Annotated in this window: 10 protein-coding genes and 1 pseudogene; 9 read left to right on the top strand and 2 right to left on the bottom strand. The window is 35.2% G+C overall.

Annotated features, from left to right (window positions below):
* The first annotated feature begins 586 nt into the window (after positions 1–586).
* The 5 genes from BG05_RS00855 (at position 587) to BG05_RS31805 (ending at position 4,211) form a co-directional block, all read left to right on the top strand.
* On the top strand, positions 587–703 hold the full coding sequence (locus BG05_RS00855; protein ID WP_002203966.1) for a DNA topoisomerase I: 117 nt from the start codon (positions 587–589) through the stop codon (positions 701–703).
* Between the two features lie 175 nt (positions 704–878).
* On the top strand, positions 879–1,085 hold the full coding sequence (locus tag BG05_RS00850; RefSeq protein WP_033713875.1) for a hypothetical protein: 207 nt from the start codon (positions 879–881) through the stop codon (positions 1,083–1,085).
* A 376-nt stretch (positions 1,086–1,461) separates the two neighbouring features.
* The gene (locus BG05_RS00845) at positions 1,462–2,682 is read left to right on the top strand and encodes a PrnB family protein (protein WP_002203967.1); all 1,221 of its coding nucleotides are present in this window, start codon (positions 1,462–1,464) and stop codon (positions 2,680–2,682) included.
* 68 nt (positions 2,683–2,750) lie between these two features.
* On the top strand, positions 2,751–3,794 hold the full coding sequence (locus BG05_RS00840; protein ID WP_002203968.1) for a methyltransferase: 1,044 nt from the start codon (positions 2,751–2,753) through the stop codon (positions 3,792–3,794).
* A 294-nt stretch (positions 3,795–4,088) separates the two neighbouring features.
* Positions 4,089–4,211 (top strand): hypothetical protein, encoded by a 123-nt coding sequence (locus BG05_RS31805; RefSeq protein WP_003192791.1) that lies wholly within the window; start codon positions 4,089–4,091, stop codon positions 4,209–4,211.
* 253 nt (positions 4,212–4,464) lie between these two features.
* On the opposite strand, the gene BG05_RS00835 is transcribed toward BG05_RS31805, so the two are convergent.
* The gene (locus tag BG05_RS00835) at positions 4,465–4,944 is read right to left on the bottom strand and encodes a TetR family transcriptional regulator (protein WP_309461353.1); all 480 of its coding nucleotides are present in this window, start codon (positions 4,942–4,944) and stop codon (positions 4,465–4,467) included.
* On the opposite strand from BG05_RS00835, the pseudogene BG05_RS00830 reads away from it, so the two are divergent.
* Positions 4,868–5,137: pseudogene (locus tag BG05_RS00830) on the top strand (serine hydrolase); the annotation flags it as partial. The gene BG05_RS00835 and the pseudogene BG05_RS00830 sit on opposite strands and share 77 nt — an antisense overlap.
* A gap of 649 nt (positions 5,138–5,786) precedes the next feature.
* On the opposite strand, the gene BG05_RS00825 reads toward BG05_RS00830, so the two are convergent.
* Complete coding sequence (locus BG05_RS00825) at positions 5,787–6,956, bottom strand: serine hydrolase domain-containing protein (RefSeq protein ID WP_016127774.1); 1,170 nt, start codon at positions 6,954–6,956, stop codon at positions 5,787–5,789.
* A 550-nt stretch (positions 6,957–7,506) separates the two neighbouring features.
* On the opposite strand from BG05_RS00825, the gene BG05_RS32100 reads away from it, so the two are divergent.
* The 3 genes from BG05_RS32100 to BG05_RS00815 are packed head-to-tail and all read left to right on the top strand — an operon-like array spanning position 7,507 to position 13,494.
* Positions 7,507–7,638 carry a DnaB-like helicase N-terminal domain-containing protein gene (locus BG05_RS32100; RefSeq protein ID WP_003192741.1) on the top strand — a complete coding sequence of 44 codons (132 nt, stop codon included), beginning with the start codon at positions 7,507–7,509 and terminating at the stop codon, positions 7,636–7,638.
* Positions 7,639–7,660: 22 nt separating this feature from the next.
* Positions 7,661–8,923, top strand: a complete 1,263-nt coding sequence (locus tag BG05_RS00820; protein WP_003192743.1) for an MFS transporter — start codon at positions 7,661–7,663, stop codon at positions 8,921–8,923.
* Between the two features lie 14 nt (positions 8,924–8,937).
* A complete protein-coding gene (locus BG05_RS00815) occupies positions 8,938–13,494 on the top strand; it encodes a non-ribosomal peptide synthetase (RefSeq protein ID WP_033734377.1) in 4,557 nt (1,518 codons plus the stop codon).

Raw genomic sequence — 13,494 nt, 5'->3', positions numbered from 1 at the left:
CGCATTACTTTGTTCGATTTAAAAACTATCTGTATTAGCCAAATCGTAGGAAATAATGAAAGCTATACCTATTGCGTTAATCATAGATTTCCTCCTTTAGTAGTTATGCTTACTAAAATATAATAATATATATTAAAAGTAAACAATATGAGAGCAAGTGATGTATGGTTACTCTTTTTTATACGAAATATGACATACCGTAATGGATTATATAATAACAATTTCAGACATAAAGATAATTGAGAAGCATACACTTATATAGAACGGTTGCAAATATAATTACCGATACTCTTTGCGAGAGAGCACTTAAGGAGAGTGCTCTTTTTCATTTTCACACTTTAAAAGAGACAAGCATATAGTATAAAACAAGTTATATTTCATCTAATCCCTTTTTTACCAAAGTACTCGTGGAAACGGGTGCTGTTATTATGTCACCTTTTGATAAGGACAAGTATAGGTACAACCCTGCGTTGTTCCTTATTCACTCATATCTAACTCCTTATCACATTAAGAGCATCCTTGTGTAGGGTGCTTTTTATCATGTAATAAAACACTTTTTACACCAAAAAAGAAAGGTTTGATACATATGATGGATACAATTAAAGGATTTGTATCGAAGAAAACAGGAAAAATGTTTGGTGCGAAATTAACATATGACTCCGAACAGAAGAGGATTACTTTTGTATATGAGAAAAAGAAATAATATCGTAAAATCTTAAATTCTGTATATAAAATTAATAAGAAATATGATGTGATGAAAGTAACAAAATACCTCTAAATCTATCTTGCAAAAGGACACACCTACGCATACATATGCCATAGGTGTGTCCTTTTTTCGTTGTCTATAAATTCCTGAAAAAAGAGAGGGGGAAGGTATATTGTGTACGAATGAAATACCAACTACAAATGTATCTTTTGAGAATGTGGAGAGTCAGAAGCGTAATAAGGGGAATGAAATATCAGCATGTCCCAAATGTAAAAAGCAATCATTCAGGGATACGTTTAACGAACATCCAAAGTGGGTTCGATTTTGCTTGTGTTGTGATTATGAAGAAGTGAATCCAGCATATAGTCCATTTTTTTGATTAAGTAGATTGTGGGAATTTAATGGGATAATCATTTTACGAAAAAAAGGCCCTGTTGTCTCCAACATAACCTTTTTTTATTTTAGGAAAAGGAGGGATCAAAATATACATAAAAACTTTCTCAATACACAGATTCTAATTAATTCCAATTATTATATTGTGAAAGTATGATTATCAAATTATACTAAGTCCTGAGAATATCATATTTTCTATATCGATTCAAAAGTAAGGAAGTCCCCTTAACACTTATAAAGCAAGTTCGCTCTGTTTACAGACAAGTAATCTCCAATAAGAAAATATATACTATACCAACTATTTATAGAAATCCCAAAAAGTTTTAATAAAACATTTCGAATCAATTTATGGAGGAATCATAATGTCAAAAGCTTTTAATGAGTTAGATATTCAAAAATTAGATAAATATTCTCATGGTTTTTTACCTAATACTACACCATTACAATTACATCAACTTCCTAATTACTTATCGGAATTTGATATTTTAGCAAATCAATGTATACAGGAATTACATTATCTAGGTGCGCGAAATTTAGTGAAAGAGTTTCTTGCAAAGCATAAGAAACTTTTTGATGTAAATAATGTAAAATCATTAAATAACTATGAACTTAATAATCTAAGTACTCGATTAGCAATTATATTTCATAGTTTCAGATGGGATACTATTCCACCTAAATCCGGCGAATATGCTAGAAAAACACTAGATATTCCGGAATATTGCTTGGAATACTGGCAATATATTAATGAGAAACTTGGAATGCCACCAGTCGGTACTCTTCACAATTTAATGCTCTATAACTGGAAGGTCGATAACATTGGTTCTAATCAAATTTATAATATAGAAAATGTAATTAAAGGTGAAGGGTTACAACCGATATTCTGTTGGGCAACTGAAGAGCACAGAGAACATCATAAAAACTTTTCAATGACCATTGTTCGAATGGAAGCTATCGGTGCATCCATATTTCCAGTAATCAAGAATGTAATTTTAAGTGGACTCACAACAGAATCTATTACTATCCTACTTGATGAACTTCATAAGATAGTAATAAATATAACAAAAATGTTTGCAAGCACTTTGAAAAAGGGAAGTTTTAGCGGAGAAAGTTTTTTATCATCTATTCAACCATTCATGATTTGGGGCCTCGCTTCAAAATCCGGAAAGATACTAACAGGAGCAAGTGGTCCAATGTCCCCAATTGTTCACATTGTTGATGCTATACTACAGATTTCTGGTAAATCTTCTATGAGAATCTTATTACAAGAATCTCGTATGTATATGACATATGAACAAAGAAGCATCATAGAGTTAATCGAAAAACTAGCTAAAGAAATACAACCTATAATAGTTACCAATGAAGAATTAATTAACAAATTTAATGTATGTATAGATACAGTAAAACGTTGGCGAATCATGCATAAATCGAGAGCTGTATTCACTTTATCTGAAAAAAACATTCCACAAAAGGAGTATCTTTCTACAGGAATGACTATAGAAGGAGAAGACCGATTACAGCAACTTCGTATCCAACTTGATGAAATCATAGAAGAGACTTCTACATCGCGCTTGTATCATTTATGATCGATACTATATTCTTATTCTTTTGAACTTGTAATATGTATAACTATCTATAATAAGGAGTGGGAGAAATGAATAGTCAGATTAAAAATAAAATAGAAGATATATCAGCTAATAATTTACTGAATATTGCAACTGGGTTTTGGGCTTCTAAAGCACTTGCATCAGCTGTAGAATTAGAGATTTTTAATATAATGCCCAAACAAGGTATAAATATAAAAGAAGTAACAAAGGAACTAGAAATTCAGATGCGTCCTGCCGAAATGTTATTAACTGCATGTACTGCTTTAGGTTTACTTACAAAGAAAGGAGAATTGTATTATAATTCCCCTTTATCAAATAAATTTTTAGTTAAAGGTGAACCTTATTACTTCGGTGGAGTTATAACTATGTTGGATAAAAGAGAATATATCCCCTGGAGTAAGCTCACAGAAGCTATTAAAACCGATCAGATGCAAGTATTAAAAGATGATTCTCTAGGGATTTTTGAGTCTATTTCTGTTAACCCTGAAGAACAGCGGATTTTTACAGAGGGTATGCATAGCTGGAGTATTCAAACAGGGAAAGAGCTTACTAAGGTTTTTGATTTCTCCCAAAATACGCAACTTCTTGATGTCGGTGGATGTTCTGGGGCATATTGTATAGAAGCAGTACAAAAATACCCTGATTTACATGCAGTAGTTTTCGATTTAGCACCTGCATTAAAAATTGCTAAAGAAAAAATTGAACAGGCAGAATTATCTCATCGAATTAAAACGCATACTGGAGATTTTTTTAAAGAGGAGTTACCTAAAGGATCAGATGTTATTCTTCTTTCAATGCTTCTTCAAAATTGGTCACCTGAGGAAAATCATGAGATTTTACAAAAATGTTATAATGTACTTCCTGAAGGTGGAAGTATTATTATAAGTGAACTAATGATTGATGATGATAAAACTGGACCTATATCCGCGGCTCTCATGTCATTAAATATGCTTATTGAAACAATAAAAGGCCGAAACTACAGTTGGTCAGAATATGAGGGTTGGTTAAAAAATATTGGATTTATAGATATCCAAAGAATTACATTTCATTCCCCAGGGGCTAATGGTATATTAGTCGCTCGAAAGCCCTAAAAACTCTTACTTCGAGATTGTAAAGGGAAAAGCTCAGTGATAAGTAGGAAATGAATTATTCTGCTCAACCTTTCGTAAGAAAGGTTTTTTTGTATACATATCGATTGATGATAACTTACATTTAATAATAATCAATGGATTTGGTATTAATAAGGAAGTTATTTATTTGATTTTTTAGCTAATTTATTCTAGGTTTTCTGTCACATACCCGACAGTTTAAGAATTTTCACATCACCCGAGTGTAAAAAACGTTATTTTTTCTAAAAAGCTATATAGAATAAATAACGTTTTTTTATGAATCTTTCGATTCAAGATGAATTACAACTATTTTCTGAAAGCGAAGTAGCTATCCTCTGTATTTGGGTAAGTCAACGTACAGCGAGTGATTATCTCGTTCGATTATGTAGTCAATTGTAAGCAGCTACAATAACTCAGCTATATTAGGAAGAATTCGTTAGCTAACAAAAGTAACGACTAACCGAGAAGCACCACTTTAAGAAAGCTCGTAAGAGCCACTAAGTGGGGGGAGTTCACATATCCTATTCCTATCGTCCAAAATACAACTATCAATATTCTGTTAAAACTATAATCACACTTGTTACCAATCACTTGGCTAGATTTATATTTTCTACATAAAGCAGATTATGTTGTTTTTTGTATGTTATTAAAACTAGTTTTTAAGAAGCATATGCTTTAGTAATTGTAAAAATTCTTTATCGCTTTTCTCACTTTTTATATAATCCTGTTCATAGTCAAAAATCATTCGTACTAACATAAAAGCTGTTAGCGGTAACGGTACGTTATGCAAAGCTCCTTGCTGATAACCTTTTTCAAGTAAATCACTTATCATTTTAATTGCCTCTTCTTCATATTCTTTAAAACAAGCTGTGATTTCAGGTGAATGGTACTCTTTATATTCTTGAAAGAGTGTAGAAACAAAAGGATCTTGATGATATTCTGTACTAATATAATGAAGGACCTTTTGTATTCGAAGTAAAACATCTTTTTCCGCTTTATATAAGTTAAATAATTGTGAGCGTTTAAGCTGAATATAACGCATATAGCAGTCACGCAATGTAAAACCGCTTGATGCAGGCCAATCATCCAAAGTTACGCTGCAAGCAAATGGGTATGCGAAATGGTTTACGATCCCACAAGCGGCAGCGGGGAAAACGATGACCGTGGCTTTGCCATCGAAGAGTTCGTTCGCGGTGTATGATGAGAAGGGAGTATGTGTCAATTTTACCGTTGTGAGCGGCAATAACAAAGTAAAACTGCCGAAGGACGGAACGGTTGTATTTGCTGGCGCGCCGACCTCGGAATTTGCAATCACGTTGAACTAGCTACAATTCTAGATGGACTTCAACAAAACCAGTACGACACAGAAGAGGTGTTTTGCTGGATTTGTTTGTATTTACGTATGATCTTTACGAAGAGGCTTTCCACGAATAATATCACGCTCAAACTCTGCAAGAATAGCTAGCATACCAGTTCTGGGCAATCATCTTTTGCCCCACTCATCTTCTCGGTGTAAATACGTTCGCAGCCGGCATTATGATGTACAAGCCCTATACGATGCAGGAATTATCCGAGGTGTTTCGGCTACTAAGTTTAACCAACATGGCACACTCACACATCAACAGGCTGCACTTATGTTAGAACGAACACTAGAATATCTAGGTGTAGAAAAAGAGTCAAATACAGGGCCCTACCACATACCCATCAACCTAAGATTTTGAAATAACCCCCAAAACGAAAATTTTATATCCCTACAGTTATTTATGAAAGTTCAATTCATTTTTTCATTTTGGGGAACAACCAACTTCTTAAGTTGATGGGCATGGGGTAGCACCGTACATCCATCAACTTAAGAAGAATAAACGCCACCAAAACAAAAAAAGTCCCAAATTTTTCTTGAAAATAAATTAGGGCTCTTGAACTAGAAAAGTATATTTTTAACTATGAAAACTACGATAAATTTTTCCTTTTTTCCTACTTGCTAAATTCAGCAAGCAAAATATTTTTAAAAGGATTAGGACTGTCAGTTCTACCCAAACTATTCCAATTGACGACCAACGTATGCTTGCCTCCAAGTGTACCTCCAACAAGAGTAGTAAACCCTAGAATGCCACCTGTGTGTCCCCATATCGAGACACCGCTTGGAAGCTTAGTTTCATAGATTCCAAGACCATATCCATCGATTCCTTCTTTTCCTGTAGGAACTGTAGTAAGCATTTGTTTTAGTTGCTGTTCCTTCAGTAATTTGCCACCGAGCAAGTAAGAGAAGAATTTATTTAATTCGTCAGCAGTAGAAATCATATCTCCAGCTGAGCTAGCTACACTTGGGTTATAATAAGTAACGTCTTTTAGCTCACTTGTTCCGTCTGGTTGGACATATCCACGGGCATGATTGATGCCTGGAATAACGCTTGAATTGCCAGGTAGGAATGTATTCGATAATTCAAGCGGTTCAATAATCCGATTTTCAATCTCTTCCGCATAGCTGTTTCCGGTTACTTTTTCAATAAGAATACCCAGTAATACGTATCCTGTGTTTGAATAAGACCAACCCTTTCCTGGGGCAAAGTCTGGGGGCAGAGAAATCCCCATCTTCACTAACTCTTCAGCCATATACGATTTTTTTGTATCCATAAAATCAGCGTCTTTTGACCTTGAGTATTCAGCGATACCACTCGTATGGTTCAATATCTGCCGGATAGTAATCTGGTTACCATCATATCCGTTTCCTTGAATGACACCAGGCAACCATTTTTCGATGTAGTCGTCTAGATTCAAGCGATTCTCTCCAGCTAATTGAAGTACAACCGTTGCGGTGAACGTCTTCGTCACGCTGCCAATGCGAAAGCGAAAATCTGTTTTCATTGATTGCTTGGTGCTTAGATTCGCTATCCCAGCGGCATACCCCCACGTTTTTCCACCCTCAGAAGTTTTAGCAAGTATCCCCGGGTATCCAAATTGCAATGTATTCCGCATTGCTTGCTTGACGGAAGTACGATCTCGTTGAGTATTTGTTTGTAACGAACTAGATACATTCTGAGTGGGCTCTGCTTTTACAATTGAGGTTGGTGTTGTATATAATAGAGAACTTCCAGCTATTAAAAGGGCCAGACTTGCACATGTAATTTGACTACGTGTTTTCATAAGGCATTCCTCTCCTCTATTCATATTGTATAGGTGGTTGCTTGCTGTTTCATGCTAACCACACAGCTATCATCTTCACCGATTAAAAAAGGTCAACATTGAATTTGTAATCATCTTCATAAGTATTATTTTATCAACGCCATTCTGCCCTAACAAACGGTAAATCTCTCTTTTTTCACATGTTTGTAAACCACAGAAATTACTTCTTTTCCTTGAAACACTTTTGTTACTAGTTTGTTTTTCATATATAAGTCATATCTGTTCCGCCTTTCACGCCTCGTAATATTTTTATCCTATACAATGAAACTCTCTTTTTCCTTACCCATTCCTTACAAATTTCTTACGTTTAAAATAGATTCTATTTATTAATATTATTTAAAATCTGCGATACGATTTAATCTTAATTTAGTTGTTTTATAGAAATATTTCTGGTTTTCAGAAAATAATAATCGGAATATTCATTGTTTTCTATATTATTTTTAGAAAATAATCCCATTAATAGGAGTGTTATGATTTAATTGTTAGTCAATATCTCACTTTTAGAGCGTTAGTGTCTTTGAGAAAGTCAAAGCAAGCTATTGATTTCATTACCATCACAAACGAACTGCAAAAAAAGAATAGGGTTGAAGAGGCGGGAGAAGTCTCTTATTCCACCCAATTAGTTTCTATCGTCCCTATTTAGTAAACTTAAGGAGCTCGTTTTTATGAAAATTACCGAATCAAAAAGTCTATGGGAAAATACAATTTATTTACAAGTTTTCTCTGCGTATTCACTGCTTATGCTCGGAGTATTTATTGACATGTTAGCCATTATGACCATTGTTAGTTTTGAATGGGAAGTAGACCCCACCATGATTGGATTAATTCCTGTTGCGTATGCACTTCCTGGGATTATATTTAGTTCATGGGCAGGCGTGATTGCTGATCGCTTTAGAAAAATTCCAATTATGATGTTTTGTAATCTAATGGTTGGTTTATTAACAATTGTTCTTTTATTTGTCCAAAATATTCATTGGCTTTTGTTAGCATTAATGGTTCGTTCCATTTTCACCGTTTTTTACTATCCTGCACAGCAAACACTAACACGACAGATTGTTTCTCCTGATCTGCTTACCAAAGCAGTAAGTATCAATGGGATAGTTGAGCAAGGAACCAAGATACTGGGCCCACTTATAGGAGGAATGTTACTGAGCTGGTTTCAGCCAGAGTTTTGTCTGATTATAAGGGCAATATGCTGTTTACTAGCTGCTTTGGTTCTGTTGCCCACAATAAGGTTACAGGAATCTCTGTCAAGAGAACATATAGAAAAGAAACAGCAAAGTACTTGGACTGCTTGGTTACAAGGCTGGGGTTATGTATTATCCAATCGGATGATATTATCAACCATGATTTTCTTTACAATAGCTATGGCAGTATTACAATTAGTAGACTCACAGTTCCCTACTTTATTTAAGAGCTTGTTCCCAAATGATAAGAGTAAAATGGGATACATCATTTCTATTATTGGTCTTGGGGGAATAATTGGCGCATTCTTAACTCAGAAATTAAAACATTTTCAATATGGTTGGGTAATATGTGGAGGTATTGCTTTAATGGGAATTGGCTTTGGAGGAATAAGTCTGATAACTCTGATAAGTCCTGATGCATCCCTCATTTTTGCCTATCTGATCAGTTTTATAGCTGGTATTGGAAGTGGACTTATGTTTGTATCCAATCAAGTCATTCTACAAATAGAATCTCATCAAGAACAGGTCGGAAGAGTATTTGGGATTCAAAGCAGTTTAGCAAATGCAGCCCTCATTATTTCACCTGCTATGAGCGGTCCACTGGTTCACTTTTTCGGAGTAATTGAACTCTATTTTTATGTGGGTATTGGGCTCATCATCATTGCAGTAATTGGGGTTGCACTACAAAAATATTTATGGGTTACACATAAACAAGAACCTGTAAGAGTAAATAATTTTTGAAGGGAAGATTTTTTATGGCCAATGAGGAATGTTATCCGTTAAGTCATCCACAGAGGAGAATATGGTATACAGAAGTTATTCATTCCGGTAAAGGGATATGTAATTTAAGGTTTTTGTTTAAACTTCATAGAAAAATGGATTATTCAAAATTAAATCGAGTTGTGAATCGTGTTATTAGTGAAAATGATGGTCTTTGCATCAAATTAAAAGAAAATGGGCATCAGGAACCTGAACAATATTTTATTAAACATGAAGAACAAGAATTTGAGTTTTTCGATTTCAGTTCCGTGGAGGATTCAGATTTGCTTGAGAAATGGATTGAGCAGAAAACAAAAGAAACGTTTACATTATTTAATTCAGATTTATACTATTTCGCTTTAATAAAATTAAACGATAATGAATGTGCAGTCTTTGGGAATGTTCATCATATTATCATGGATGGTTTATCAATCCAAATATTTACCAGTCAGATTGCAAAATATTATTATGAGATGCATAACGAGACTGAGGAAGGCGAAATTAGAAATTCATATGTTCAATTTCTGGCCAATGAACAAACATACTTGAATAGTATTCGCTTTCAAAAAGATCAAAAATTCTGGTTAGAGGAATTTAAAACAATTCCATCTGTGACGGGATTGAAGCCTTATAATACGTACCAAGTTAGTACCAAAGCATCACGTGAAACGTTTATATTATCGGAGCATTTGAAGAAAAAGATAGAGTTATTTTCTGAAGATTATAAATTAAGTGTATATTCTCTTTTTGTTGCTGCGTTTTCGTTGTCGATTTATCGGTGGACCTCGTCGCTTGATATTGCATTAGGAATGGCTTATGGCAATCGTATGACTAAAATGGAGCGGGAATTAATTGGAATGATGGTGAGTACAGTTCCTCTAAGAATGGATATCGCCCCTGAAGAAGAAGTGCTTTCATTTATTGGTCGAGTGTCCAGAAAACAAAGTAAATCATTACGACATCAGAAATTTCCATTTGATTTGTTATTAAAGCAGATTAATAAAGAGAACAACAGCAATGTTAGACTTTTCGGAACTACGATTGATTATAGAGATCGTGATGAAAGTGGTGACTCACTTTGGATTCCAAATGGTGAAGAAATGCAAGATTTTGCAGTACATATTGAGAATTTGACTGATATAGACTCTTTACAAGTACATATTGACTATCGTAAAGAGCTATTTTCTAAAGAAGAGATAAACCGCTTTTTTAAAACCATGTTAGCAATAATAGAAAATACATTTAAAAACCCAAAGCAAAAAGTTTTTGAGATTGAAATTATTTCAGAAGAAGATAAAAGAAAAAGTTTAGTAGAGTTCAATGAACCAAAGCTTGACTTTCCATATCATGCAACCATTCATGAATTGTTTGAACAGCAAGCGATGATTTATCCAAATGCTATTGCAGTTATGTATGAAAAGGAGAGGATTACCTATAGAGAGCTAAATGAACGTGCAAATCAGTTAGCACATTATCTACAGAAAAAAGGAATAGGACCCGATTCTTTGGTGGGCCTTTGTGTTGAACGTTCTCTGGGAATGATTGTAGGCATTTTGGGGATTTTGAAGGCTGGTGGAGCTTATGTTCCACTTGATCCAACATATCCAGAGCAGCGACTTCAGTATATTTTAGAAGATGCTAGCATTCAATTAGTTGTAACGCAAGAAAGTTTAAAAGGATTGAAATGGTTACCAGAAAATATAAAATCGATTTGTCTTGATCGTGATCGAGATGAGATTGAGCAAGAAAGTAAGACTTTACCGATTTCTAATGTAAATCCTCAACACCTAGCTTACGTAATCTATACTTCGGGATCAACAGGGAATCCGAAGGGCGTCATGGTAGAGCATCACAATGTTATTCGTTTATTTAAATCAACGGAATGTTGGTATCAGTTTAATGAAAAAGATACTTGGACGCTTTTTCATTCTTATGCATTTGATTTCTCAGTATGGGAAATTTGGGGAGCATTATTGTATGGTGGAAAACTGGTTGTTGTTCCTTACTGGATTAGTCGATCGCCTAAGGATTTCTATCAACTATTGGTAGAGGAAGAAGTCACGGTTCTAAATCAGACGCCTTCCGCATTTCGACAATTAATACAGGTGTGTGAACAAGAAGATGAGAATAAAAACTTGCAGCTGCGTTATGTGATATTTGGTGGAGAAGCGTTAGAACCTATTAGCTTGTTACCATGGTTTCAAAGATATGGTGAGAAAGAACCGCAGTTAATTAACATGTATGGAATTACAGAAACTACAGTTCATGTTACATATTATCCAATTACTCTAGATGATGTGCAGCATGCTTCAAGAAGTAATATCGGAAAACGAATTCCAGATTTAGAAGTGTATATACTAGACGCCTATCAACAACCTGTTCCTATAGGTGTAGATGGTGAGCTTTATATTGGCGGGGCAGGGCTTGCACGTGGGTATTTAAATAGACCTGAATTAACAGCAGAGCGCTTTATATCTCATCCATTTAGTAGTGATTCGAAAGCAAGATTATACCGGACAGGAGACTTAGCGAGGTATTTGCCGGATGGGAATCTGGATTATCGTGGAAGAATTGATCATCAGGTTAAAATACGTGGTTTCCGAATTGAGATTGGGGAGATTGAGTCTACTTTAAATGCATATGCATCTATAAAAGAGGCAGTTGTAATTGTAAGAGAAGATCAACCGGGTGATAAACGATTAGTAGCATATGTTGTAGGAGATGGAAATGTAGGTGCGTGGAGAGAGTACCTTAAAGCGAAACTACCGAGCTATATGGTCCCTTCGGGATTTGTGACGATGGAAGCTATTCCACTTACAGCTAACGGTAAAGTTGATCGTGAGGCCTTACCTGTGCCGGAGGAAAAGCAGATTAAAAGTGAAGCTGTTGCCCCTCGGAATAGTAACGAACAGATACTGGCTACCATCTGGAAGCATGTGTTAGGTGTTAAAAAGGTGGGAATCTATGATAATTTCTTTGAAATTGGTGGTGACTCGATTCTCAGTATTCAAATCATATCTCAAGCAAGTCAAGTGGGGTTAAAACTTACTCCAAAGCAAATGTTTGAATGCCCAACCATTGCCGAGTTGGCACAAGTGGCTATAGAAACGCAGGGAGTGCAAGCGGAGCAGGGAATTGTGACAGGAGAAGTGCCCCTTACTCCAATTCAGTACTGGTTCTTCGAGCAAGAACATTCACGTCCGGAGCATTGGAATCAATCAATGCTTTTAAGAGTAAAAGAGAGATTGGACGTGAAGTTACTAGAAGGAGCGATCTTAAACTTACTAAAACATCATGATGCTTTACGTTTCCGGTACGAACAGTTACCAAATGGAACGTGGAGGCAGAGAAATGAAAGGACTGATGAGCATTCTGTACTTCATGTGGTAAAACGGAACAAAGCTAATGAACAAGCGTGGAATAAAGTAATACAAGAAGAGATGAACATTACTCAAACTAGTTTCAATTTAGTTACAGGTCCGTTAATGAGAGTAGTTTACTTTGAGGACACCTTGTCTGGAAATGATCGAATATTCTGGGTGATTCATCATTTAGTAGTAGATGGAGTATCGTGGAGAATTCTATTGGAAGATTTACAGGTGGTATATAACCAGATGAAACAAGGTCAAGGAGTTCGCCTACCTGCGAAAAGTACATCTTTTAAAGAGTGGTCGGAACGCCTGCAGGCATACAGTGATTCGGGTATTTCAAAAGAAGTACAAGATTATTGGAATGAACGGGTAGAAAAAGAAACGATGAAAATTCCAATGGACTATCCAATGCAAGAAACAACAGAAGAATCGATTGATCAAGTGACGAGGACTTTAGGAGTAGAAGAAACACATGCATTGTTACAAGAAGTTCCAGTGACTCATAAGACAAGGATAAATGAGGTACTATTGGCGGCATTAGGACAAGCTATCGTCGATTTTACAAATCAGCAAACGGTTTCTATTCATCTAGAAGGACACGGGAGAGAAGAGATGGTTGAAGGTATTGATCTATCACGGACAGTGGGCTGGTTCACGAGTATTTATCCTGTTCATCTGAATTTTCAAGGAACTAAAACACCTATTGAAGGATTAAAGGCTGTAAAAGATCAATTGCGTCAAATTCCGAATCGCGGAGTTGATTATGGTATTTTACGTTACTTGAAAAAAGAATTACTTCCGTTTTATCAGCAAAAGCCTTCAATAAGCTTTAACTATTTGGGCCAATTTGATCAAGTGTTTTCAAAAGAATCTTTGTTTATGCAAGAGACAGGGTTTACATTTTTAGATCATGCTCCAGATTCCAAGCCATCTCATCTAATTGAGGTTATCGGTATGGTAAAAGATGAGAAGTTACATTTTGTTTGGATATATAGTAGAGAACAGTTTTCTAGATTAAAAATTCAAGCGATAGCAGATGGTATGTTGAGGCATCTTCTTCAACTTATTAATAAACCAACAACAGAGTCAGCTTTTACAGTATCAGATTTTGCTGATGCTGAGGATCTTACGGAAGAAAGCTTGAGCAAAGTATTACTTAAATTAACAAAGAAGAGGGTGTAA

It is taken from the genome of Bacillus mycoides (assembly GCF_000832605.1).
GTDB lineage: Bacteria > Bacillota > Bacilli > Bacillales > Bacillaceae_G > Bacillus_A > Bacillus_A mycoides.
This window is presented reverse-complemented; position numbering and strand designations above follow the sequence as displayed.

Coding starts and splice junctions, on each gene's coding strand:
- BG05_RS00855 (WP_002203966.1), top strand. CDS start 587: ATGATGGATACAATTAAAGGATTTGTATCGAAGAAAACAGGAAAAATG.
- BG05_RS00845 (WP_002203967.1), top strand. CDS start 1,462: ATGTCAAAAGCTTTTAATGAGTTAGATATTCAAAAATTAGATAAATAT.
- BG05_RS00840 (WP_002203968.1), top strand. CDS start 2,751: ATGAATAGTCAGATTAAAAATAAAATAGAAGATATATCAGCTAATAAT.
- BG05_RS31805 (WP_003192791.1), top strand. CDS start 4,089: ATGAATCTTTCGATTCAAGATGAATTACAACTATTTTCTGAAAGCGAA.
- BG05_RS00825 (WP_016127774.1), bottom strand. CDS start 6,956: ATGAAAACACGTAGTCAAATTACATGTGCAAGTCTGGCCCTTTTAATA.
- BG05_RS00820 (WP_003192743.1), top strand. CDS start 7,661: ATGAAAATTACCGAATCAAAAAGTCTATGGGAAAATACAATTTATTTA.
- BG05_RS00815 (WP_033734377.1), top strand. CDS start 8,938: ATGGCCAATGAGGAATGTTATCCGTTAAGTCATCCACAGAGGAGAATA.